We start from the raw sequence: 23060 nt of genomic DNA on the forward strand, positions 1-23060 counted from the left end.
TGGGTGCTGTTATCGGTGCTGTGATCGGTCTTGGGGGAGTGTTCACGGCAATGTTCACTTGTGCGTGGTGAGTGTTCAGTTCCGAGGACTTTAGTGTTCAGACACTGTTCATCAGAGTAGCGGCAGACGCGGCGGATGACGGGCTAGACCATGGTCTGCCCCTGCCTTGGTCGCATCTGTCAAGTAGCTGAATGATCGACAGAAGAGCGGAATCTGACGCCCTCCGAGGGGCGATGGAGGGTGTCTGTGGGCAGGTGTCTGCGCGCGGCTGGCACAGGGTTCGCTTGAGGATAGTCACCAGGTGGGTGTGAACACTCGGCAGTGGTTGGCCGTGTCCTTGCCCCGATGACTTTCACCAGACGAGACAGCGCCATGTCCTTGAGCCTTGAGGCGGTCACCCGCCGGGTTGGCCGCGAGACCCATATCGACAGGGTGGACCTGACCTTCGAGCCCGGCTCCTTCAATGTGCTGCTGGGACGCACCCTGTCCGGCAAGACGTCGCTGATGCGCCTGATGGCGGGTCTCGATGTGCCCAGTGACGGCCGCATCGTGATGAACGGCGAGGACGTGACCGGCCGTCCAGTGCGTGAGCGCAACATCTCGATGGTCTATCAGCAGTTCATCAACTACCCGAGCCTGAGCGTCTACGACAATATCGCCTCGCCGCTGAAGCTGGCGCGCATGGCGCCCGAGGAAATCCGTCGCCGCGTGCACGAGATCGCCGAGATGCTGCACATCGAGCAGTTTCTTGCGCGTCAGCCGGCGGAGCTGTCCGGTGGCCAGCAGCAGCGCACGGCCATGGCGCGGGCGCTGGTCAAGGACGCCGACCTGGTGCTGTTCGACGAGCCGCTGGTCAATCTCGACTACAAGCTGCGCGAAGAACTGCGCCACGAGATGCGCAGCCTGTTCGCGACCCGCAACACCATTGCCGTCTACGCCACCACCGAGCCCGGCGAGGCACTGGCACTCGGCGGCACCACCACGCTGATGCATGAAGGGCGGGTGCTGCAGTCCGGGCCTACCGAGGCCGTCTACCATCATCCGCTGAGTGTCGAGGCGGCGAAGCTCTACTCCGAGCCGCAGATCAATCTGTTCGAGGCCGAGGTGCGCGGACGTGAGCTGGCGTTCTCCGGCGCGGCCAGTGCCGGCGAGCAGGGCAGCCGTTTCGTGCTGCCCGCGCCACTGGCGGGGATCGAGAGCGGGGCCTACCGCTTCGGTATCCGCCCCAGCCACCTGGGGCTGGCACCGCTGGCCGATGATGATCTGGAGTTCGCCGTCACGGTGGATATCGCCGAGATCTCCGGCTCCGAGACCTTCCTGCATGTCAGCAATGCCGATCACTCGCTGGTCCTGCATCTGGCCGGCATCCACGACTTCGCCGTGGATGATGCCATCCGCGTCTATGCCCCCGCCCACAAGCTGTTCGTCTATGCCGCCGATGGTGGTGACGGGGCGGAACAGCATGGCGATGGGGCACTGATCCGCTCGCCCGAGCGACCCACCACGACTGGCGGAGGGCTGGCCTGATGGCGGAAATACACCTCAATGATCTGGCGCACAGCTACCTGGCGGCGCCCACCGCGGACAGTGATTACGCCATCCGGCGTATGAATCATGTCTGGCAGCAGGGCGGCGCCTATGCACTGCTCGGCCCGTCGGGGTGTGGCAAGAGCACGCTGCTCAACATCATCTCCGGGCTGCTGGCCCCCTCCGAGGGCGAGGTGCGCTTCGATGATCGCGTGGTCAATCGGCTGCCGCCGGAAGAGCGCAACATTGCTCAGGTTTTCCAGTTCCCGGTGGTCTACGACACCATGACGGTCTTCGACAATCTGGCCTTCCCGCTGCGCAATCAGCGCCAGCCGGAGCACAAGGTGCAGTCCCGGGTGCGTGAGATCGCCCAGGTGCTGGAGCTGGAAGACCTGCTGACGCGGCGTGCCAGCAACCTGACGGCCGACGAGAAGCAGAAGGTCTCGATGGGCCGTGGCCTGGTGCGCGATGACGTGGCCGCCATCCTGTTCGATGAACCGCTGACGGTCATCGACCCCCACCTCAAGTGGAAGCTGCGCCGCAAGCTCAAGCAGATCCATGAGCAGTTCAACATCACCATGGTCTACGTCACCCATGATCAGCTGGAGGCCTCGACCTTCGCCGACAAGATCGCGGTGATGTATGAAGGCCGCATCGTGCAGTTCGGCACCCCGCGCGAGCTGTTCGAGGACCCCGCGCACACCTTCGTGGGCTACTTCATCGGCTCACCGGGCATGAACCTGGCCAGCATCACGCTGGAATCGCAGGGCGTGCGGCTCGGCACGGGGGAGGATGCGCCCTTGCTGCATCTCCCACGGGCGCTGCTGGCGACACTGGCGGAGCGCAAGGGCGAGTTGAAGCTGGGCATCCGGCCGGAATTCGTCGAGCTCGAGGCCAGCGACAGTTCACCAGCGGCGGCGGTTCCCGACACCCGCGAGCATTGGTTGAGTGGTCAGGTCACGCTGGTGCAGGACCTGGGGACCTACAAGGTGGTGGATCTCGACATCGGTGGCGGCTGCCTGTTCAAGGCGCGTATCGAGGAAGATGCGCCGCTGCCGACAGGCCGCGTGCGCCTGCGTCTGCCCGCCCGCTGGCAGCGCTTCTATCTCGATGAGCATCTGCTGGATCTGTCACAGGCCGGCGCGCACGACAGTGGCGAGGCGGACGGCTTTGCCAGAGGGGAAGATGACCAGCGGCCGGGAGGACACGCCTGATGCAACGCACACACAACAATCGCGCCTGGTGGCTGGTGCTGCCGGTGGTCATCGTGGTGGCATTCTCGGCCATCATCCCGATGATGACGGTGGTCAACTACTCGGTGCAGGACATCTTCGATCCCTCCACGCGCTTCTTCGTCGGCACCGAGTGGTATCGCGAGATCCTGCGTGACGAGCGCTTGCACGATTCGCTGATCCGTCAGTTCGTCTATTCCTTCGCGGTGCTGGCCATCGAGATTCCACTGGGGATCGCCGTGGCGCTCTCGATGCCGCGCAAGGGCTTCATGGTCTCGCTGTGCATGATTCTGCTGGCCTTGCCGCTGCTGATTCCCTGGAACGTGGTCGGCACCATCTGGCAGATCATCGGTCGTGAGGACATCGGACTCTACGGCTGGGCACTGGGCCAGCTGGGCATCGACTACAACTACGCCTCCAATCCGGCTGACGCCTGGGTGACGGTGCTGGTGATGGATGTCTGGCACTGGACGTCGCTGGTGGCGCTGCTGTGCTATTCGGGGCTGCGTGCCATTCCCGATGTCTATTACCAGGCCGCGCGCATCGACCGTGCCTCGCCCTGGGCCGTGTTCCGCTACATCCAGCTGCCCAAGCTCAAGAGCGTGCTGTTGATCGGCATCATGCTGCGCTTCATGGACAGCTTCATGATCTACACCGAGCCCTTCGTGCTCACCGGTGGCGGGCCGGGTACCACCACCACCTTCCTGTCCCAGACCTTGACCCAGATGGCGATCGGCCAGTTCGATCTCGGACGTGCCGCTGCCTTCTCGCTGATCTACTTCCTCATCATCCTGCTGGTCTCGTGGCTGTTCTATACCGCCATGACCCATCAGGACAGTGACGACGCCTGAGGAGACGAGTGATGACCACACGCAAGCGTCTGGTAATGACGATCTATCTGCTGTTCCTGCTGGTGCCGATCTACTGGCTGCTGATCATGTCCTTCAAGTCGAATCAGGAGATTCTCGGCGGCCTGACCCTGTGGCCCGAGAACTTCACCTTCGACAACTATCGGGTGATCTTCACCGACCCCAGCTGGTACATGGGCTACCTCAACTCGATGAGCTACGTGGTGCTCAACATGCTCATCTCGCTGGCGGTGGCGCTGCCGGCGGCCTATGCCTTCTCGCGCTATCGCTTCCTGGGCGACAAGCATCTGTTCTTCTGGCTGCTGACCAATCGCATGGCGCCGCCGGCGGTCTTCCTGCTGCCGTTCTTCCAGCTCTATTCCTCGGTGGGGCTGTTTGATACCCCGCTGGCGGTGGCACTCGCGCACTGTCTGTTCAACGTGCCGCTGGCGGTCTGGATTCTGGAAGGCTTCATGTCCGGCGTGCCCAAGGAGATCGATGAGACGGCCTATATCGACGGCTACAGCTTCCCGCGCTTCTTCCTGACGCTGTTCATTCCGATGATTCGCCCGGGCATCGGGGTGACCGCCTTCTTCTGCTTCATGTTCTCGTGGGTGGAGCTGTTGCTGGCGCGAACCCTGACCTCGACGGAGGCGAAACCGATAGCGGCGGTGATGACGCGAACGGTCTCGGCCTCGGGCATCGACTGGGGCGTGCTGGCCGCCGCCGGTGCCCTGACGCTGATTCCCGGCATTCTGGTGATCTACTTCGTGCGCAACCATGTCGCCAAGGGCTTTGCCCTGGGCCGGGTGTGATCGGCACCAGGCCGAGCGCCGCTGTCATTGCCGTCAGCAAGTCTCTGCTGGCGGCCCACAAGAGGACATGATGATGGAATGGATGGCCTGGACACTGCCCACGTCACTCTTCTTTGCCGGTATCGGCACCCTGCTGCTGGGCATGACCGCCTGGCAGTTCGTGACCCCGACACTGAGTCGGCAGGGATTTCTGCCCATCGCGACCACGCGGGGCGACAGACTGTTCATCGGCCTGCTCTCCAGTGGCTGGCTGCATCTGCTGTGGCTGGGCTTTACCGATCAGGTGCTGTGGATGATCAGCATCGTGTGTGTCGTCTGGATGCTGGTGTTGATGAAGTGGGGATGAAGTGGGGATGACATGCGGGGAGATGTGGAGAGGAGAGAGCGCTGACGACAGGCAGCGTCGCCCGGTGGCAACACGGAACCGGACAGCCTGAGGGGAGTCCCAAGCGGTTCTGGCTGGCATCCGCCAGTGTCATTCGCCGCTCTGGAATCTCGTTGCATGTCGTCATCTCGCTCACCGCATCGCTTGTCTACAGGTAGTGCTTCAAAGGGTGCTTCACATGGCGACTGTCCCTCGCCGGGCCGCAAGAACCGCCGTCGTCTCTGGGCGGGCGTGACAGGGCTGAGCATTGCCTGCGTTGTCGCCCTCGGTTGGTGGGCGGGTACACCGCTCGAAAGCCCGGACGCCACGACGCCTGATCAGCAGGTCGGGAATGGCGAGGCGGAAGATGCAGGGCAATCAGCATTGTGGCAGCAGTATCAGCGCGTGTGGCAGGCCAATCAGACTCGCCCACCCGAGGCGCGCAAGCCACTGCCACTGCCTGACGTTTCCCGCGCCGGCTACCACCAGGGCAAGGCGCTTCTGGCACTTGAGCTCGAGTCACATGATGCTGGTGAAGCGCCAGGAAAGGGCGAGGCAGAAAAGGGCACGGCAGGTGAGAGCGAAAAGGGCGCGCTGCGCCGGTTCGATGTCACGGCCTACGGCGCGGATGGCAGTGACACCCTGAGTGATCGCCGCGCGATCCTCAGGGCGCATGCCGCCATGCGTGACTGGCAGCGCCAGGGCAGTGATGACGCTGACCGCCCGGCGCGGCGCGGCGTGCTGTATTTCCCGGCGGGGGATTACGTGGTGTATGGGGCGGCCGAGCGCGACTGGTTTTACTCCCGCCTGGTGGCACTGAAAGCCGCGGTGGCGGATGCAGATCGCCAGCAGGCGCTGCGCGAGGCATTGCTCAAGATGCAGGGGTTGAGTCTGGCAGGCAGTCATTGGACCTTGATGGGCGCGGGCAGTGATGTGACGCACCTCAAGCAGACCCGGCCGATGCTGCCGTTGCACGCCAGCTGGTACTGGAGCACTCCCTGGCTGCTGCATCTGGGCAATCTGGCCGAGGGTGGCAAGCAGGAAGAATGGCAAGCCGTCACGCCGACGAGCCACCGACAGCCGGCGGATACGCAGGACACGATCACGCTGGCGGATGAGGCGGATGGGGCCGATGGCGCAGCGCTCTCGCCAGGCGATGAGGTGCTGCTGGAGAGCATCGACAAGCGGCCTGAGGCGGTGGCGCGTGCCCTGGCGCCCTATCAGATGGAAAAGGACGCCAGCACCGGCGAGTCACGCTGGTTGATCGAGCGTGACGGAGTGATCAAGCGGGCGCGCTATCGCGTGGTGGCACGTGACGGCAAGCGCCTCACGCTCTCGCTGCCGGTGGTGCATGAGCGCTTTCCCGGTGAGCAGTGGCGCATCGCACGCCTGCACCCGGCGCGGGAAGTCGGGGTGCAGGGCATCACGCTCAAGGGCAACTGGCGGGGGCACTTCAAGCATCACCGCAGCGCCGAGGATGACAGCGGCTTCGGCCTTCTGGACCTGGATGGCATCACGGATGGCTGGGTACGTGACGTACGGCTCGACAGTTTCAATCAGGGGGTGAAGGTGCGCCACAGTTCACAGCTGACACTCGAAGACGTGACGATGACCGGCAAGCCCGGGCATATCGCGATGACGATCAGTGACAGCAATCAGGTACTGGCCCGCCAGGTAGTCGACCAAAGTCATGCCTGGCATGCGCCCGGGGTGGCCCGCTACGCGACCCATAACGTCTACCTTGAACTGGAGCACGCCGGTGACAGTGGTATCGAGCTGCATGGTCAGCAATCGCGCGACAACGTGTTCGATCGCAAGCGTGGCGGTCATGTGCGCGACCGCTGGGGCGCCAGTGTCGGCCATCAGCCCAATCATCTGCGCGGGCTGGTGCTGTGGAATCCGGTCAATACCGGCAAGCCGCATGCAGCCTGGCCCTTCATGCGCGCCGATTCTCACTTCGGCAAGGTGATCATGCCGACGGTCGTCGGGGCGACCGGGCATGCGCTGGGCATCGCCAATCGCCATGACTATGCCCGGGTGATGAATGCCAAGGGCGTGACCGAGTATGACTCCTTGCCGCCGATGGATGCCTTGCAGGCACGCGTCGAGTCACCGGGCGAGGCCGTGAAGCCCGCCTCGCTCTACCGCGCCCAGCGCGAGCTGCTGCAGGAGACGCGAGAGTGACAGCAAGCCGCTGAGCATCAGGGCAGCAGAGCAATCAGAGAAATCAGAGCAACAAGGGCAACAGAGCAGCAGCCAACGACAGCAGATCGCAACGGCAGGAGGAAGAGCAGCACCGAGAGCAAGCAAGGCGGCGAATCGCGCCGCGCGACACGTGATTGACGGAAGTGGTTGTTGGAAGACGCGACACAACAATAACGCCAATGAAGGGACATCCCATGAGTCAGCACATCATTCGACCCGCACGCCTGCGTTACGCCATCGCCTTCGCCACGGCGGCGGGGCTCGCCGGCCTTTCCAGTCAGGCCATGGCCGATCAGTATCAGGATGCGGCAAGGAAGTGGATCGATCAGGAGTTCTCACCCTCCACGCTGAGCAAGGACGAGCAGATGTCCGAGCTCGAATGGTTCATCAAGGCCGCTGAACCGCTGCGCGGCATGGAAATCAAGGTGGCCTCGGAAACCCTGACCACCCATGAATACGAGTCCAAGGTGCTGGCCAAGGCCTTCAGCGAGATCACCGGCATCAAGCTGACCCACGACTTGATTCAGGAAGGCGACGTCATCGAGAAACTGCAGACCCAGATGCAGTCCGGGCGCAATATCTACGATGGCTACGTCAATGACTCCGACCTGATCGGCACGCACTTCCGCTATGGCAAGGTCGTGCCGATCAGCGACATGATGGAAGGCGACGGCAAGGCCTTCACCTCGCCGACGCTGGATCTGGACGACTTCATCGGGCTGGATTTCACCACCGGCCCGGATGACAAGCTCTATCAGCTGCCGGACCAGCAGTTCGCCAATCTCTACTGGTTCCGTGCCGACTGGTTCGAGCGCGAAGATTTGAAGAAGCAGTTCAAGGACAAGTACGGCTACGAGCTGGGGGTGCCGGTCAACTGGTCGGCCTATGAGGACATCGCCGACTTCTTCACCAATGACGTCAAGGAAATCGACGGTGAGCGGGTCTATGGCCACATGGATTACGGCAAGAAGGACCCGTCACTCGGCTGGCGCTTCACCGATGCCTGGTTCTCCATGGCGGGTGCCGGTGACAAGGGCCTGCCCAATGGCCTGCCGGTGGATGAGTGGGGCATTCGTGTCGAGGAATGTCAGCCGGTGGGCTCCTCGGTGACACGTGGCGGCGCGGCCAACGGCCCGGCGGCCGTCTATGCCACCACCAAGTATGTCGACTGGCTGGGCAAGTACGCACCGCCGGAAGCCCAGGGCATGACCTTCTCCGAGTCCGGCCCGGTGCCGTCCCAGGGCAACATCGCCCAGCAGATCTTCTGGTACACCGCCTTCACCGCCGACATGACGCGGGATGGCCTGCCGGTAGTCAACGACGATGGCACCCCGAAGTGGCGCATGGCGCCGTCGCCGCATGGCCCGTACTGGGAAGAGGGCATGAAGCTTGGCTATCAGGACGTGGGCGCCTGGACCTTCTTCGATTCCACCCCGGAGAAGAACCGTCACGCGGCCTGGCTGTACGCGCAGTTCGTCACCGCCAAGACCGTCTCGCTCAAGAAGACCCTGGAAGGGCTGACGCCGATCCGCGAGTCGGATATCCAGTCCCAGGCGATGACCGATGCCGCGCCGAAGCTGGGCGGTCTGGTCGAGTTCTATCGCAGCCCGGCGCGGGTGCAGTGGTCGCCTACCGGCACCAACGTGCCGGATTACCCCAAGCTTGCCCAGCTGTGGTGGCAGTACATCTCCCAGGCCGCCAGTGGCGAAGCCACGCCGCAGGAAGCCCTCGATGGCCTGGCCAAGGCGCAGGACCGCATCCTCGAGCGTCTCGAGCGCGCCAAGGTGATGGACAACTGTGGGCCGAAGCTCAACGAGGAGCGTGATGCGGAGTACTGGTTCGCTCAGCCGGGTGCGCCGAAGGCCAAGCTGGACAACGAGAAGCCCAAGGGCGAGACCATCGCCTACGACGAGCTGCTCAAGAGCTGGAAGGAGTAAGTTTGGCCGGCGCGACACTGCGCCATCGCACAGCCTGCTGAAAGACAGCAGCAACGACAACGCCCCTGCCGGTTTCCCGGCAGGGGCGTTTTTGTGCCACAGCGATCAGCGACAGTGTTTCATCACCGCCTCATTGCTGGCTCTCAATCGCGGCTTTCAATCATGGCTCTCAATCACGGTAGAGATCGATGCTCGGGCACGAGCAGATCAACTGACGATCGCCGTGCACGTTGTCGACCCGGTTGACCGCCGGCCATTGCTTGGCGGCCTTGACGTGCTCGCTGGGGAAGGCACCGATCTCGCGGGAGTAGCTGCGCGTCCACTCGGCGTCCATCAGGTCGGCCTGGGTGTGCGGCGCGTGCACCAGCGGGTTGTCTTCCAGTGTCCACTCGCCTTGCTCGACACGGGTGATCTCGGCGCGAATCGCGATCATCGCTTCACAGAAACGGTCGATCTCGTAGAGCGATTCGGACTCGGTGGGCTCGACCATCAGGGTGCCCGCCACCGGGAACGACATGGTCGGCGCGTGGAAGCCGTAGTCGATCAGACGCTTGGCGATGTCTTCCTCGCTGATGCCGGAAGCGGCCTTCAGCGGGCGGATATCGATGATGCACTCATGCGCCACGGTGCCGTTCTTGCCGCGATAGAGCACCGGATAGTGCCCATCGAGACGCGTGGCGATGTAGTTGGCGTTGAGGATCGCAAGCTCGGTGGCTTCACGCAGCCCCTGCGCGCCCATCATCTTGATGTAGGCCCAGGAGATCGGCAGGATCGCCGCGGAACCGAAGGCGGCGGCCGAGACGGCGGTGCATTCCGGCTTCACGCCTTCCAGCGGGGTGACCACGTGGTTGGAGACGAATGGCGCCAGGTGGGCCTTGATGCCGATCGGGCCCATGCCCGGGCCGCCGCCGCCGTGGGGAATGCAGAAGGTCTTGTGCAGGTTGAGGTGCGAGACATCGCCGCCGAAGTCACCCGGGCGGCAGATGCCGACCTGGGCGTTCATGTTGGCGCCGTCGATGTAGACCTGGCCGCCGTGATCGTGAACGACCTGACAGGCCTCGCGCACGGTTTCCTCGAACACGCCGTGGGTGGACGGGTAGGTGATCATGATCGCGGACAGCTTGTCGCTGTGCTGTTCAGCCTTGGCACGCAGGTCGGCGATGTCGATGTTGCCGTTGGCGTCGCACTCGACCACCACCACCTTCATGGCGGCCATCGCGGCCGAGGCCGGGTTGGTGCCGTGGGCGGAGCTGGGGATCAGGCAGATGTCGCGCGCGCCTTCGCCGATGGAGGCCTGGTAGCGACGGATCGCGACCAGCCCCGCGTATTCCCCCTGCGCGCCGGAGTTCGGCTGCATGGAGATGGCGTCGTAGCCGGTGATCTCGACCAGGAAGGCGGACAGCTCATCGATCATCTGCTTGTAGCCGACTACCTGGTCCGACGGTGCGAAGGGATGGACGTTGGCGAATTCGGGCCAGGTGACCGGGATCATCTCGGTGGTGGCGTTCAGCTTCATGGTGCAGCTGCCCAGCGGAATCATCGCGTGGGTCAGCGACAGGTCCTTGTTCTCCAGACGCTTCAGGTAGCGCAGCATCTCGGTTTCCGAGTGGTAGCGGCTGAAGGTCGGATGGGTCAGGAAGTCGCTGTCACGCTGGCAGGCCGCCGGAATCGCGCTTGCGCCCTTGGCCAGCAGGTCCTGGTCCAGCGCGGCGACGGACAGGCCGTGCTCCTCGCCGAGCAGCACGTCGAACAGCACGCCGACATCAGCGGCGGTGGTGGTCTCGTCGAGGTTGATGGTGATGCGGCCGTCGCCGTGGTGGCGCAGGTTGATCTCGTGGGTCAGCTCGCGACCGTGGATCTTGCCCTCATCCACGCCGGTCACGGTGATGGCGTCGAACCAGCTGTCGTGGGCCAGTGCCATGCCGCAACGGCTGACGCCCTCGGCGAGAATGCTGGTCAGGCGATGCACGCGGGTGGCGATGCGCTTGAGGCCCTCGGCACCGTGATAGACGGCATAGAAGCCGGCGATGTTGGCCAGCAGCGCCTGGGCGGTACAGATGTTGGAGGTCGCCTTCTCGCGGCGGATGTGCTGCTCGCGGGTCTGCATCGCCATGCGCAGCGCCGGGTTGCCGCGCGAGTCCTTGGAGACGCCGATGATGCGGCCCGGGATGGAGCGCTTGAGCTTGTCGGTGGTGGCGAAGAAGGCCGCGTGCGGGCCGCCGAAGCCCATCGGCACACCGAAGCGTTGGGAGGTACCGACGACGATATCGGCGCCGAGACTGCCCGGCGACTTGAGCAGCACCAGGCTCAGCAGGTCGGCGGCCACCACGCTCATCGCGCCATTGGCGCGCGCGGCGTCCAGCAGTGGCGCGAGGTCGCGCACCTGGCCGGTGTTGCCCGGATACTGGAAGAGGGCGCCGAAGATGTCGTGCTCGCCGACGTTCTCGGCGGCATCGATGATCAGCTCGAAGCCGAAGTAGTCGGCGCGGGTGCGCATGACGTCCAGGGTCTGCGGCAGCACGTCATCGGCGATGAAGAAGCGCTTGCTCTTGCTCTTCTTGTTGCCGCGCTGACACAGCGCCATGGCCTCGGCAGCGGCGGTGGCTTCGTCCAGCAGGCTGGCGTTGGCCAGCTCCATGCCGGTCAGGTCCATCACCGCCTGCTGGAAGTTGAGCAGCCCTTCGAGACGACCCTGGGCGATTTCCGGCTGATACGGCGTATAGGCTGTGTACCAGCCCGGATTTTCCAGCACGTTGCGCTGGATGACCGCCGGCAGGTGGGTGTTGTGGTAACCCTGACCGATATAGGTCTTGAACACCTTGTTCTGACGCGCGAGGCGCTTCAGGTAGTCCAGTGCTTCGGATTCCGTGCGTGGCCCTTCGAGATCCAGCTCACGGCCCAGACGAATGGCGGTGGGCACCGTGCGGTCGATGAGCGTGGCGATGCTCTCTTCGCCCAGCGTCGCCAACATGCGCGTCACATTGGCATCGGTCGGCCCATTGTGGCGGGAGATGAAATCGTCGTGTCCGGCCAGCTGGGCCAGGGTAAGCGTCTCGTGAGCCATGCAAGAAATCCTGTGCTGCAACGGGGACTACAGAGGGCAGTCCGCGGGAGGAACATCACCGTGCCAGCGAGGAAGCGGCGGGCAGGGCGTCGGGAATCATGGGGGCATCGACATCACTGCCGAGCATGCTGCAGTTGCTTCACTCCCCGCGCGACCTGCAAGGGCGGTCGTGTCAGGGGCGTCGTGCCATCGAAACGGGGTGGCGCAGTCACGAAGGTGGCTGTGCGCGAGTGCGGCTGTATGCGAGCGCGGAAAGGCGCTGAAACCTCCTGTCCAGAGCGACTGCGGCATGGACAGGAGGTTGACGGCGATCAGGCTTCGCTTTCGACCAGCTGAGAATAGGCATCAGCGTCGAGCAGCTTGTCGAGTTCGGCGCTGTCAGCGACCTTCATCTTCAGAATCCAGGCATCGTCATAGGGGCTTTCGTTGACGGATTCCGGCGCGTCTTCGAGGCTCTCGTTGACGGCGATGACTTCACCGGCCAGCGGCGCGTACAGATCAGAGGCCGCCTTGACGGACTCGATGACCCCGAACTCTTCTTCCAGCGCCAGCTCACGGCCGACTTCCGGCAGTTCGACGAAGACGACGTCGCCCAGCGCTTCCTGGGCGTGGTCGGTGATCCCGATGGTCACGGTGCCATCACCGTTGTCCTGAACCCACTCGTGACTCTCGGTGTACTTCAGCGTGGCGGGAATATTGCTCATGAGTGTTTTCCTATGTGAAAAGATTTTCTGATTCAGGGAATCGGTACGTCATTATGCCCCAAGGTCCCGGCGTGTGGCAGTGGCAGACTGCCGCGTGATGCTACGACTTTGGGCGTGTGTTGCTGACGGCCGTACCTCTATCGTGGTCTGTCACTCTTCGGGCGTCCAGTGTCTTGCGTGGTTCACTCATGAAGCCCGCCATCACGGGCCTGCCTGGCCCATGGCTGTGCATCGCTGGCCAGGCCGCCCGGCGCCTTTCCAGCGCGCCGTGACACCTCGTGAGAGGTTGAGTGCATTGCAGCAGCGCGGGAGATCGGTCGCGCCAGTGGGCGAGGATGCCCGGGTCACTGTTGCGAGGCGCTCAAACTCGCGTTATGGTGCCGACAGTTTCTTATCGGAAACTTGTTTCCATGTTGTGTCGTGAAGACCCGGCTGTCAATGCCTGATGCGTTCGAGCAGAGCGAACCTGATGAGGGCGCGTGAGAGCGCTGGTGGCGCTGAGAGAGTCTTTACCTGAGGGTTACCGCGCCCTGCATGCAGCTCGGCTTTCGGTTCGACATTTGTCTCGACATCTGGCTTGGCTTGTTGTGAGATTTTTTTCGCCAGTCTCGAGATCACCTGGCGCAGGATCTGCTGCCAGAAGACACGATGAGGCGATGAAACATGCGAGTTGGCGCAGTCTCATCGTACTTTTTACGCAATGATTGCCTCACCTGCCAGCGTAAAGCCCTGTTGGGCTAGTGAAGTGAGATAGCTTCCGCTAATGTGAGCTGTCCCAACGGTGAAAATGCCGTGGGAGGCTCGTCGCGGGTCGATCACCCGCCTGGGGATGGCACCGCCACGAGTCACTGCGCATCGTGTGATAACAACAATTCAGCGGAGGAAATCTGCGTGGAAATGATCAGTTCCGTCTTTAGTGCCATCAATGGCGTCGTCTGGGGCCCATTGATGCTGATCCTGTTGCTCGGGGTCGGCTTCTATCTTCAGGCAGGCCTCAAGGGCATGCCGCTTCGCAAGTTGGGTACCGGCTTCAAGCTGTTGTGGAATGGTCGTGCGCCGGGCAAGGATGGCGACGGCGAGATTTCTCCTTTCAATGCCCTGATGACGTCGCTGTCCGCGACCATCGGTACCGGCAACATCGCGGGCGTGGCAACCGCCATCGCGCTGGGTGGCCCGGGGGCGATCTTCTGGATGTGGATCACCGCGCTGGTCGGCATGGCGACCAAGTACGCCGAGGCCGTGTGTGCCGTGCGTTATCGTGAAGTCGATGACACCGGCAACCATGTCGGTGGCCCGATGTACTATATCCGCAACGGTCTGGGCGCCAAGTGGGGCTGGCTGGGCGGTGCCTTCGCCTTCTTCGGTTGCTTCGCGGCCTTCGGCATCGGCAATACTGTGCAGTCCAACTCGGTCGCGGATGCGCTGGAAACGTCCTTCGCCATCCCGCACTGGGTCTCAGGTGTGGTGATGATGGTGCTGGCCGGCGCCGTGATTCTCGGTGGCATCAAGCGTATCTCCAGCGTGGCGGGCAAGCTGGTGCCGTTCATGGCCATCGCCTACTTCCTGGCCGGCATCATCATCCTGGTGATCAACGCCGACCAGATCGGCCATGCCTTCGGCCTCATCTTCACCTATGCCTTCAATCCGGTCGCGGCTACCGGCGGCTTTGCCGGGGCAGCGGTGATGGCCGCCATCCGCTTCGGTGTGGCGCGCGGTATCTTCTCCAATGAAGCGGGCCTGGGCAGTGCGCCCATCGCCCACGCGGCGGCGCAGACCAAGAACCCGGTCCGTCAGGGGCTGGTCGCGATGCTGGGGACCTTCATCGACACCATCATCATCTGCACCATCACGGCGCTGGCGATCATCACTTCCGGCCTGTGGTCTTCCGGGGAAACCGGCGCGGCCCTGACCTCGATGTCCTTCGATCAGGCGCTGCCGGGCGTGGGTAACCACCTGGTGGCCATCGCGCTGGCGGTCTTCGCCTTCACCACCATCCTTGGCTGGTCCTTCTATGGTGAGAAGTGCTTCCAGTACCTGTTCGGCACGCGTGCCATCATGCTGTATCGCATCGTGTTCGTGATCGCGATTCCGCTGGGCGCGATGGCCAAGCTCGACCTGATCTGGCTGATGGCGGACACCTTCAATGCGCTGATGGCGATCCCGAACCTGATCGGTCTGGCGCTGCTGTCGCCGGTGGTCTTCAAGCTGACGCGTGATTATTTTGATGGCAAGGAAGTGCTGGCTGGCGAAGATCGCTGAACGACGCTGATGACTCGCCTGGCCCTACCGTGCCACTGACTGCCTTCTGCATCGCCCGGGTCACCTGACCTGGGCGGTGCAGGCGCAGGGCGCCCTGTTCAAGACGGCAGTGCTCTTGAGAGCAGTGCCCATGCCGGCAGGGCTCCTGATAGCAGTGCCCTGACAGCAGTGCCCATGACAACAAGCCTCCAGAGAGCGTGTGCCGTTCGGGCGCCATCTCTGAGAGTCATCGCAAGCCAACCTGGAGAATGACGATGTCCGATTCCGCCGCAGTGACGGGTCTCAAGCAGACCGCCCTTCATGACCTGCATGTCGAGCAGGGGGCCAGGATGGTCGAGTTCGCCGGCTATTCCATGCCCGTGCAGTACCCGCTTGGCGTCAAGAAGGAGCATGAACACACGCGCGCCAAGGCAGGGCTGTTCGATGTCTCGCACATGGGGCAGTTGATCCTGCGTGGCGAGAATGTGCAGGCGGCGCTGGAGGCCCTGGTGCCGACGGATATCATCGACCTGCCGGTGGGCATGCAGCGCTATGGCCTGCTGACCTCCGACACTGGCGGTATCCTGGATGACCTGATGATCGTCAATGGCGGTGATCACCTCTACGTGGTGGTGAACGCTGCCTGCAAGGATCAGGACATCGCGCACCTGCGGGTCGGCCTGCCGATGGATATCGAGCTTGAGGTGCTGGATGATCGGGCACTGCTCGCACTGCAGGGGCCGATGGCTCACGCGGTGATGCAGCGTCTGTCGCCCGAGGCCTGCGAGCTGACCTTCATGCATCATGCCCACGTCACCATCGAGGGCATCGAGTGTTGGGTCAGCCGCAGTGGCTACACCGGCGAGGATGGCTTCGAGATCTCCGTGCCCGATGCCGATGCAGAGCGCTTCGCGCGTCTGTTGCTGGCGATGGAGGAGGTGGAGTTCATCGGTCTTGGCGCGCGGGACTCGCTGCGTCTCGAGGCGGGACTGTGCCTGTACGGTCACGATCTCGATACCACCACCTCGCCGGTGGAAGGCAGTCTGATCTGGGCGTTGGGCAAGGTGCGTCGTCAGGGCGGTGAGCGTGAAGGCGGCTTCCCGGGGGCCGATGTCATCCTGACCCAGATCGCCAACAAGGATCACACCCGCAAGCGGGTGGGGCTGGTCGCCCAGGGGCGTGCGCCTATCCGCGAGGGGGCTGAGCTCTATGATGCTCAGGACAACCGTATCGGTGTGGTGACCTCCGGCAGCTTCGGGCCGACCTATGGCAAGCCGGTGGCGATGGGCTACGTGGGCATCGCTCACAGCGCTCTCGAGACCGAAGTGTTTGCCGATGTGCGTGGCAAGCGTCTGCCGATGACGGTGACGAAGATGCCGTTCGTCGAGCAGCGCTACTATCGGGGGTAAGCGCGCCGTGGTCAGGTGAGCCACAGTCAGCGCTCGCTGCGAGGCGTGACGACCCGTCGCGGGTAGCAGCGCCTTGAAGAGATGCGAAAAGGAAGAGAAACGAAGAAGGGACTGCCCAGGCAGTCCCTTTTTTCATATCTGGCACTCGGGCATGCGGAGGGATGCGATACCCCGCGGCGTGCGCGAATGCCAGACGCAGAAAAGCCCGCCGAAGCGGGCTTTTCTGTCGGAGGAGGGGTTAGCCTCTTCCAGCTAAAATCAAAGCTTAGTCGATCAGCTTGATGTTAGCGGCCTGGAGGCCTTTCTTGCCCTGGGTGACGTCGAAGGAGACCTTCTGACCGTCTTGTAGAGACTTGAAGCCTTCAGCCTGGATTTCGGAGAAGTGTGCGAACAGGTCGTCACCGTTGTCGTCCGGAGAAATGAAGCCGAAACCTTTGGTGTCGTTGAACCACTTGACTGTGCCAGTTGCCATGATCGTAATTCCTTACTGATGATATTGCCGGGAGTTACCCGATAAACGTGGGTAAAACAAGGAGGATATACACCAGGTACCGAAGTGCTTCGATCACGACTGACGATATTCGACTTGCTAACCAACGAGAGCAATACTGCGCTGCTCGGGCGGCAAGGTCAAATGAAATATCAAAAACTTATCCTTTTGCCTAATAATCGTGCGCAGAATTCGCCCGCAAAGCCGTGCCAATAGTGCTGAGAATTTCGCCACACCTAGGGCAAGGAGTCCGCTTGTTATTTATCCCGTTATCTTGGTGTGAGCGATGACAGCTGTAGGAAAAAGACCATAGTGCGGCTTTGCTTGTATAGGGAGTTGAATGGCGCAAAGCCCCGTATGGCGGGCGATGGACACAAAAAAGCCGGCAGCGATGGCAGCGCTGCCGGCGGATGGCGTCGAAGCCATCAAGGCTCTCGGAGAGAGGATGTGATGCGCCCATCACATCATGAGAGATTTTCCTCAAAAGAGTCGGCAAAAATCCGTGGGATGTCGGGGCCGTGTTTTGCCACCCTCGAGCGCAATTGTTTCGTGAGTCAAAAGTGGCTCGAAGGTCAAAAGCGGCGCGAGGGTGGCCAGTGCTCGGGGGCAGAAGGTGCCTCAGGCATCCAGCTGCATTTCCGGCACGTGTTCCGGGACGACCAGCTTGCCTGCGGTCAGACGTTCGATTTCCTCGACGCTCACGCCTGGCGCGCGCTCCAGCAGGTGGAAGGCACCATCCTTGATCTCGAGGAAGGCGAGGTCCGTCAGCACGCGACGGATGCAGCCGGCACCGGTCAGCGGCAGTTCGCACTGGCTGAGCAGCTTGGATTCGCCGTGCTTGGAGGCGTGGGTCATGGTGCAGATGATGTTCTCGGCACCGGCGACCAGGTCCATGGCGCCGCCCATGCCCTTGACCAGCTTGTTGGGGATCATCCAGCTGGCGATGTTGCCGTTCACGTCCACCTCGAAGGCGCCGAGCACCGTGAGGTCGACGTGGCCGCCACGGATCATGGCGAAGGATTCGGCCGAATCGAAGATGGCGGCGCCATCGATGGCGGTCACGGTTTCCTTGCCGGCATTGATCATGTCGGCGTCGACTTCGTCTTCATAGGGGTAGCGGCCCATGCCGAGCAGGCCATTTTCGGACTGCAGCATCACCTCGATACCGTCGGGGATATAGTTGGCCACCAGTGTCGGGATGCCGATCCCCAGATTGACGTAGGAGCCGTCCTGGATTTCCTGAGCCACTCGCTGGGCCATCTGTTCGCGTGTCAAAGCCATGATTGTTTCCTTGTCTTGGGTGCCATCAGCCATGAGGCACTGTGCCGTGTCGTGAAGGCGGTCGAGAAAGTTCGCCGTGGGGGCTGTCACCCTGGTGACGGCGATTCATGCCGGCGGAGCCCTGGGCTCAACGCGAGCGGACGGTGCGTTTCTCGATGCGCTTCTCGAAGTTGCCCTTGATGACGCGATCCACATAGATGCCGGGCGTGTGGATGTCGGCGGGGTCCAGTTCCCCCGGCTCGACCAGCTCTTCGACTTCGACCACGGTGATCTTGCCGGCGGTGGCGGCCAGCGGGTTGAAGTTGCGCGCGGTATGGCGGTAGACGACGTTGCCGTAGCGGTCCGCCTTCCAGGCCTTGACGATGGCGAAGTCGCCCTTGATGGACTCTTCCAGAATGTAGGGACGGCCATCGAACTCGCGCACTTCCTTGCCTTCGCCGATCGGTGTGCCGTAACCGGTGGCGGTGAAGAAGGCGGGGATACCGGCGCCGGCAGCACGCATCTTCTCGGCCAGCGTACCCTGGGGGGTGAGGATCACTTCCAGATCGCCGTCGAGCAGCTGCTTCTCGAACAGCGCATTCTCGCCGACGTAGGAGGCGATCATGGTCTTGATCTGACGGTCTTCCAGCAGGATACCGAGCCCGAAGCCATCGACGCCGCAGTTGTTGGATACCACGGTGAGGTCCTTGGCGCCGAGGCGCTTGATCTCTGCAATCAGGTTCTCCGGGATACCACACAGGCCGAAGCCACCGGCGATTACCGTCATGCCATCTTCGAGGCCTGCCATGGCCTCCGCGTAGCTGGTCACCACCTTGTTGAATCCTGCCATGCGAATCTCCTTGAGTATCCAAGCTGTTGTTGTCGGGATGTCTTCATCATTGCCGACAATCCTGAGTCTGTATATATTTAATAAGTTTGTTTTTTCTATCCATTGATCAGTTTTTGATAAGAATTGATCTGCTGTTTATCGAGCCTGCTCGCGAGGAAAAAGCCCGCCAAACCCCATGCTGGCGGGGGCTGGCGCGGTAGCGGGTCGGAATGGCCTGAACTGTGCGGTCAGTCATGTGAGAGCTTCGTGGCTTTCATCTATGACCAATGGCCTAGATGCCCTGTGAGCGCCAGACGACGAACTGCGCCACATCACCTCTTGTGACATCTCTTGAAACACCCCCGATACAGGACACGACATGACTCTCAAACAGCTGAAGGCCTTCGTGGCCGTGGCGCGCACTTTGTCCTTCGCCGAGGCGGGCACGCTGGTACATCTCTCGCAGCCGGCCCTGTCGTTGGCGGTCAAGAATCTGGAGGAGTCGCTGGGCGGGCGCCTGTTTCAGCGCTCGACCCGACAGGTCAGTCTGACGCCGGAAGGGCGCGCCTTCTTCCCGCTGGCCAGGCGCCTGCTGTCGGACTGGGAGCATGCCGAGGATGAGATGCGGCAGCGCTTCAGTCTCGGGCGCGGCCGCGTGGCCCTGGCCGCGATGCCGACGTTCGCCGGCAATCTGCTGCCCGGGGTACTGGCCGATTTTCGCCGCCAATATCCGGAGATCACCATCGAAGTGAACGACGTCATCGCCGAAGAGGTGGTCGAGCGGGTCACCGATGGCCGCGTCGAGTTGGGGATCTGCTTCGACCCCGGCGTGCGTCAGGACCTGGTGTTCGAGCTGCTGTTCGAGGACCGCTATGTGGCGATCATTCCCCCCGGCCATGCCTTGCTGGCAGAGGCGCCGACCTCCATCGAGTGGTCACGGCTGCTCAAGGAAGACTTCATCACGCTGCAGCGGCCCTCGGGGGTGCGTCGCATGCTCGAGAAGCGCCTCGAGGATGCAGGCATGGCGCTGCATGTCGCCTTCGAGACCCACCAGCTGGTCACCTGTGGGCGCATGGTGGCGGAAGGTCTGGGCGTCAGCGCGGTGCCGGCGATGAGCGCGGCGCAGATGAGTGCGCTGGGTTGTCAGTGTCTGCCGCTGACAGGCCCCGAGATTCAGCAGCGGGTCGGGGTGATCCGTCGCGGCCGCCATGAGCTGTCGGTGGCGGTACAGGCGATGCTGGAGACCCTGCGCGCGCGTTACCCGTCGGCGGATTGACCCCGGGGCGCAGTGACGCTGGAAGGGACAACCAAAAGGGACAACAAAGAAGGCGTTAGAGCAGGAAGAGGGTAGGAAGAAGGCAAGGGGAGAGCGAGAAGAGAGAAAGCAGAGTGCACAAGAAAGATGACCTCAGCGCGAGGGCGTCAGCAGCTGGCGATAGGTCAGGCTGATGCGCAGCCCCTCCAGCTTGCGTGGTGGCAGCGCATGATGGAGGCGGTCCTGGCAGCCACGGCCCATCACCAGTAGCGAGCCGTGTGGCAGCCACAGGTTGAACGCCGGCGTGTCGGCATAGGGGCTGCGCGGATGGCCCTTGAAGCGCAGGGGGCGCTCTCGTCCCAGCGAGATGGCGAGCACGATCGGGCGTGTGCCCAGTTCCGGCTCGTTGTCGCTGTGCCAGCCCATGCGGTCGGCACCATCGGCGTAGCGATTGGCCAGCAGGCTGTTGAAATGCTCCGGGATCACGGGCTCGCTGCGTCCCAGGTCATCGCGTTGCGGGCTGAGCTCGTGATTGATGGCATGACGCGACAGCTCGCCCAGCTGCCAGGCGGTCATGTGCCAGGGGTTGGGTTCGAACAGGCTGCCGGAGTAGCGATAGCGGGCGCCGACATCGCCCATCCACACCTGGCGGCGTGGAATCGGGTGCGTCTTGCCATGCACGCTAAGGCTGGGGCGCTGCCAGTCGAGATCGCCCTCCAGCGTGACGAGGGCCTGATCGGCCTGCAGCGGCGTCAGGGCGCGCGGCTTGAGATACAGCGGATGCAGCGGGTGGCGGTACCAGCCGTGCGCGAGGGTTAGCCAGTCATCGGGCAGCTCGCGCGGGCGAGCTGCCCGGGCCGAGCCATGCGCCGCCTGGCGCGCAGCCCCATCAGCCGCGGACGTCGAATCAGAGGTCGAGAGGGCGGCGAAGAGATCATCGCCAGCAGAAGGAGTCGTCATGCGGCGAGAGTGCCAGAGCCGCGTCAGGTTGGGCAAGTGGCTCTCGATTCGCGCCGACCCCGGGCTGACGCATGCCTCGCGAGTGTCAGGTCGTCAGCAGCGCCTCGAAGGTCAGGATGGCCACCTCGGCAAGGCCCAGCCCCAGCAGCGCGCCGGCCAGCACATCACTGACGTAATGCAGGCCAAGGATCACCCGGGAAAGCGCGATCAGCAGTGCCAGCGGTGTGACGAGGATGGCAAGCTCCGGCAGCTGCTGAGCGGTCAGGCTGGCGAAGAGGGCAGCATGCAGGGTGTGACCGCTGGGAAAGCTGTAGCGGTCCAGCGGCGGCATGGTGCAGTTGATGGTATTGAAAGTGATGAACGGGCGTTCCCGACACAGCCGTGTCTTGAGCGCGCGGTAGAGCAGTGCCCCGGCACCAGCCGCCAGGCCGAATTCCAGAAACAGCCAGCCGCCCATGGCATGGTGCAGCGGCAGGCTCAGCGTCAGCAGCGCCCACACCGGCCAGTCACCCAGGCGCGAGACGATACGAAACAGGGTGAGTATCGGCCGGAACAGCGCCAGGCGCGCGACCTGGCGGCACAGGCGCCACTCCAGAAGGTCCAGTCGCTCAAAGACGGGAAGGCTGCGATCGTGCATCGGGCTTCTCCTCGGCGTGACGCAGGCAGGTCAGAAAGCCCTCGGCGATGCGGCTCCAGCCCAATGGTTCGACGCGCACGCGGGCGGCACGTCCCAGTCTGGCGATGCGGGCCGGCCGCTGGCAGGCCTCCACCGCCTGTTCGATGAAGCGCTCCGGCTGGCTGCAGGGCGCCAGCAGGCCCTGGTGATCATCGCGGATCACCTCGGCGGCCGCCGCGTAATCGAAGGCGATCACGGCCAGTCCGCTGGCCATGGCTTCCAGCACCACATTGCCGAAGGTCTCCGACAGTGACGGGAAGACGAACAGGTCGGCACTGGCGTAATGGGCGGCCAGCGCCTCACCGGTCTGGAAGCCGGCGAAGATCGCCTCGGGCAGGCGCTGTTCCAGGCGCTCGCGCAGCGGGCCGTCTCCCACCAGCACCAGGGCGAGGTCCGGTTGCACGGCCAGCATGGCCTCATAGGTGCGGATCAGCAGCTCGATGTTCTTCTCGGCGGCCAGGCGTCCGACGTGCAGCGCGACGGGTTGCTGTGAGCTGACGCCCCATGACTTGCGCAATGCTTCGCTGCGATGACTGGGCGAGAAGCGCTCGCAATCCAGGCCGCGTCCCACCACCTGCACATGCTCGAAACCTTGCTGCATCAGGCTGTCTGCCTGGGTGCGGGTCGGTACCAGCGTCATGTTGGCGGCGTTGTGGAAGCGGCGCAGGCCGCGCCGCACCAGCGGGCGTAGCGCCTTGAGCCGGTAGTGGGTGCTGTATTGATCGAAATTGGTATGGAAGCCCGCGACCACCGGCAGGCCCAGACGGCGGGCGACCATCAGCGCGCTGATGCCCAGCGGGCCTTCGGTGGCGATATAGACGACGGAGGGGCGATGCTCGCGCCACATGCGCATCAGGCGCTGCGGCGCCGGCACGCCGACCTGCACGGTGTCATATCCGGGCAGGCGGAAGCCGCGTACCTGAAGCTCCTGCTGGACACGCGGCTCCAGGCTGCCATCTCGGGTGGCGGGACGAATGAGTTGGAGCTCACAGCCGCGTGCGATGAGTTGATCGCACAGATGACTCAAGGTATGAGCCACGCCATTGATCTCCGGATGCCAGGTTTCACTGACGAAGGCAATGCGCTCCATGACGTCTCCCTAGATGACTATTGTGGTCATTATCGAGAGAGGGAGTGACGGCGGCATAACAAGCAGGTGACGAAGCGATGACACACCCTCAACCCCTCACAACTCAGAGGTATGAGGGTTGTCTCATGAATCGTCAAGCAAGGACGACAGTCACCGG

General features: G+C 63.2%; 18 protein-coding genes. 10 read left to right on the plus strand and 8 right to left on the minus strand.

Features of this window, described 5'->3' with window-relative positions; translation table 11 throughout:
* Positions 1-372 precede the first annotated feature (372 nt).
* The 7 genes from H2O77_RS06090 to H2O77_RS06120 all read left to right on the plus strand — a co-directional run bounded on the left by H2O77_RS06090 (position 373) and on the right by H2O77_RS06120 (position 8928).
* Complete coding sequence (locus H2O77_RS06090) at positions 373-1527, plus strand: ABC transporter ATP-binding protein (protein WP_215824170.1); 1155 nt, start codon at positions 373-375, stop codon at positions 1525-1527.
* Positions 1527-2741, plus strand: a complete 1215-nt coding sequence (locus H2O77_RS06095) for an ABC transporter ATP-binding protein (protein WP_215824171.1) — start codon at positions 1527-1529, stop codon at positions 2739-2741. Before H2O77_RS06090 ends, H2O77_RS06095 begins: the two co-directional genes overlap by 1 nt.
* On the plus strand, positions 2741-3610 hold the full coding sequence (locus H2O77_RS06100; RefSeq protein WP_043334509.1) for a sugar ABC transporter permease: 870 nt from the start codon (positions 2741-2743) through the stop codon (positions 3608-3610). Before H2O77_RS06095 ends, H2O77_RS06100 begins: the two co-directional genes overlap by 1 nt.
* 11 nt (positions 3611-3621) lie before the next feature.
* Positions 3622-4422 carry a carbohydrate ABC transporter permease gene (locus H2O77_RS06105; RefSeq protein ID WP_043334505.1) on the plus strand — a complete coding sequence of 267 codons (801 nt, stop codon included), beginning with the start codon at positions 3622-3624 and terminating at the stop codon, positions 4420-4422.
* 73 nt (positions 4423-4495) lie between these two features.
* Positions 4496-4768, plus strand: a complete 273-nt coding sequence (locus H2O77_RS06110; protein ID WP_043334560.1) for a DUF2160 domain-containing protein — start codon at positions 4496-4498, stop codon at positions 4766-4768.
* Positions 4769-4924: 156 nt separating this feature from the next.
* Positions 4925-6970, plus strand: coding sequence for a DUF4955 domain-containing protein (locus H2O77_RS06115; protein ID WP_215824172.1), 2046 nt, complete (start codon positions 4925-4927; stop codon positions 6968-6970).
* A 305-nt stretch (positions 6971-7275) separates the two neighbouring features.
* On the plus strand, positions 7276-8928 hold the full coding sequence (locus tag H2O77_RS06120) for an ABC transporter substrate-binding protein (RefSeq protein WP_225348116.1): 1653 nt from the start codon (positions 7276-7278) through the stop codon (positions 8926-8928).
* 169 nt (positions 8929-9097) lie between these two features.
* Here the strand turns inward: H2O77_RS06120 and gcvP are convergent, their stop codons facing one another.
* Both gcvP and gcvH read right to left on the minus strand, forming a co-directional pair.
* Positions 9098-11992, minus strand: a complete 2895-nt coding sequence (gcvP, locus tag H2O77_RS06125; protein ID WP_215824173.1) for an aminomethyl-transferring glycine dehydrogenase — start codon at positions 11990-11992, stop codon at positions 9098-9100.
* Positions 11993-12303: 311 nt separating this feature from the next.
* Complete coding sequence (gcvH, locus tag H2O77_RS06130; RefSeq protein WP_043334495.1) at positions 12304-12696, minus strand: glycine cleavage system protein GcvH; 393 nt, start codon at positions 12694-12696, stop codon at positions 12304-12306.
* An 891-nt stretch (positions 12697-13587) separates the two neighbouring features.
* Between gcvH and H2O77_RS06135 the strand changes: the two genes are divergently transcribed.
* Both H2O77_RS06135 and gcvT read left to right on the plus strand, forming a co-directional pair.
* Positions 13588-14955, plus strand: a complete 1368-nt coding sequence (locus tag H2O77_RS06135) for a sodium:alanine symporter family protein (protein WP_043334493.1) — start codon at positions 13588-13590, stop codon at positions 14953-14955.
* A 272-nt stretch (positions 14956-15227) separates the two neighbouring features.
* Positions 15228-16343 (plus strand): glycine cleavage system aminomethyltransferase GcvT, encoded by a 1116-nt coding sequence (gcvT, locus tag H2O77_RS06140; RefSeq protein ID WP_213114338.1) that lies wholly within the window; start codon positions 15228-15230, stop codon positions 16341-16343.
* A 265-nt stretch (positions 16344-16608) separates the two neighbouring features.
* Here the strand turns inward: gcvT and H2O77_RS06145 are convergent, their stop codons facing one another.
* From H2O77_RS06145 to H2O77_RS06155, 3 genes are all read right to left on the minus strand, one after another.
* Positions 16609-16815, minus strand: a complete 207-nt coding sequence (locus H2O77_RS06145) for a cold-shock protein (protein ID WP_043334489.1) — start codon at positions 16813-16815, stop codon at positions 16609-16611.
* A 636-nt stretch (positions 16816-17451) separates the two neighbouring features.
* The gene (locus tag H2O77_RS06150; RefSeq protein WP_043334487.1) at positions 17452-18114 is read right to left on the minus strand and encodes a 3-oxoacid CoA-transferase subunit B; all 663 of its coding nucleotides are present in this window, start codon (positions 18112-18114) and stop codon (positions 17452-17454) included.
* A 127-nt stretch (positions 18115-18241) separates the two neighbouring features.
* Positions 18242-18943 (minus strand): CoA transferase subunit A, encoded by a 702-nt coding sequence (locus H2O77_RS06155; RefSeq protein WP_043334485.1) that lies wholly within the window; start codon positions 18941-18943, stop codon positions 18242-18244.
* Between the two features lie 358 nt (positions 18944-19301).
* Here H2O77_RS06155 and H2O77_RS06160 point away from each other — a divergent pair, with 358 nt between their 5' ends.
* Positions 19302-20198, plus strand: a complete 897-nt coding sequence (locus tag H2O77_RS06160; protein WP_043334482.1) for a LysR family transcriptional regulator — start codon at positions 19302-19304, stop codon at positions 20196-20198.
* A gap of 132 nt (positions 20199-20330) precedes the next feature.
* On the opposite strand, the gene H2O77_RS06165 is transcribed toward H2O77_RS06160, so the two are convergent.
* The 3 genes from H2O77_RS06165 to H2O77_RS06175 form a co-directional block, all read right to left on the minus strand.
* A complete protein-coding gene (locus H2O77_RS06165; RefSeq protein ID WP_215824174.1) occupies positions 20331-21137 on the minus strand; it encodes an alpha-ketoglutarate-dependent dioxygenase AlkB in 807 nt (268 codons plus the stop codon).
* Between the two features lie 85 nt (positions 21138-21222).
* Complete coding sequence (locus tag H2O77_RS06170; protein ID WP_043335024.1) at positions 21223-21774, minus strand: phosphatase PAP2 family protein; 552 nt, start codon at positions 21772-21774, stop codon at positions 21223-21225.
* On the minus strand, positions 21746-22903 hold the full coding sequence (locus tag H2O77_RS06175; RefSeq protein ID WP_043335027.1) for a glycosyltransferase family 1 protein: 1158 nt from the start codon (positions 22901-22903) through the stop codon (positions 21746-21748). The genes H2O77_RS06170 and H2O77_RS06175 overlap by 29 nt, the downstream gene beginning before the upstream one ends.
* Positions 22904-23060 lie beyond the last annotated feature (157 nt).

The sequence above is a fragment of the Cobetia sp. 4B genome (genome assembly GCF_018831605.1).
GTDB lineage: Bacteria > Pseudomonadota > Gammaproteobacteria > Pseudomonadales > Halomonadaceae > Cobetia > Cobetia amphilecti.

What these genes read in the sequence shown, in the direction of transcription:
- H2O77_RS06090 (WP_215824170.1), top strand. Translation starts at nt 373, where the DNA reads ATGTCCTTGAGCCTTGAGGCGGTCACCCGCCGGGTTGGCCGCGAGACC.
- H2O77_RS06095 (WP_215824171.1), top strand. Translation starts at nt 1,527, where the DNA reads ATGGCGGAAATACACCTCAATGATCTGGCGCACAGCTACCTGGCGGCG.
- H2O77_RS06100 (WP_043334509.1), top strand. Translation starts at nt 2,741, where the DNA reads ATGCAACGCACACACAACAATCGCGCCTGGTGGCTGGTGCTGCCGGTG.
- H2O77_RS06105 (WP_043334505.1), top strand. Translation starts at nt 3,622, where the DNA reads ATGACCACACGCAAGCGTCTGGTAATGACGATCTATCTGCTGTTCCTG.
- H2O77_RS06110 (WP_043334560.1), top strand. Translation starts at nt 4,496, where the DNA reads ATGGAATGGATGGCCTGGACACTGCCCACGTCACTCTTCTTTGCCGGT.
- H2O77_RS06115 (WP_215824172.1), top strand. Translation starts at nt 4,925, where the DNA reads ATGTCGTCATCTCGCTCACCGCATCGCTTGTCTACAGGTAGTGCTTCA.
- H2O77_RS06120 (WP_225348116.1), top strand. Translation starts at nt 7,276, where the DNA reads ATGGCCGATCAGTATCAGGATGCGGCAAGGAAGTGGATCGATCAGGAG.
- gcvP (WP_215824173.1), bottom strand. Translation starts at nt 11,992, where the DNA reads ATGGCTCACGAGACGCTTACCCTGGCCCAGCTGGCCGGACACGACGAT.
- gcvH (WP_043334495.1), bottom strand. Translation starts at nt 12,696, where the DNA reads ATGAGCAATATTCCCGCCACGCTGAAGTACACCGAGAGTCACGAGTGG.
- H2O77_RS06145 (WP_043334489.1), bottom strand. Translation starts at nt 16,815, where the DNA reads ATGGCAACTGGCACAGTCAAGTGGTTCAACGACACCAAAGGTTTCGGC.
- H2O77_RS06150 (WP_043334487.1), bottom strand. Translation starts at nt 18,114, where the DNA reads ATGGCTTTGACACGCGAACAGATGGCCCAGCGAGTGGCTCAGGAAATC.
- H2O77_RS06155 (WP_043334485.1), bottom strand. Translation starts at nt 18,943, where the DNA reads ATGGCAGGATTCAACAAGGTGGTGACCAGCTACGCGGAGGCCATGGCA.
- H2O77_RS06160 (WP_043334482.1), top strand. Translation starts at nt 19,302, where the DNA reads ATGACTCTCAAACAGCTGAAGGCCTTCGTGGCCGTGGCGCGCACTTTG.
- H2O77_RS06165 (WP_215824174.1), bottom strand. Translation starts at nt 21,137, where the DNA reads ATGACGACTCCTTCTGCTGGCGATGATCTCTTCGCCGCCCTCTCGACC.
- H2O77_RS06170 (WP_043335024.1), bottom strand. Translation starts at nt 21,774, where the DNA reads ATGCACGATCGCAGCCTTCCCGTCTTTGAGCGACTGGACCTTCTGGAG.
- H2O77_RS06175 (WP_043335027.1), bottom strand. Translation starts at nt 22,903, where the DNA reads ATGGAGCGCATTGCCTTCGTCAGTGAAACCTGGCATCCGGAGATCAAT.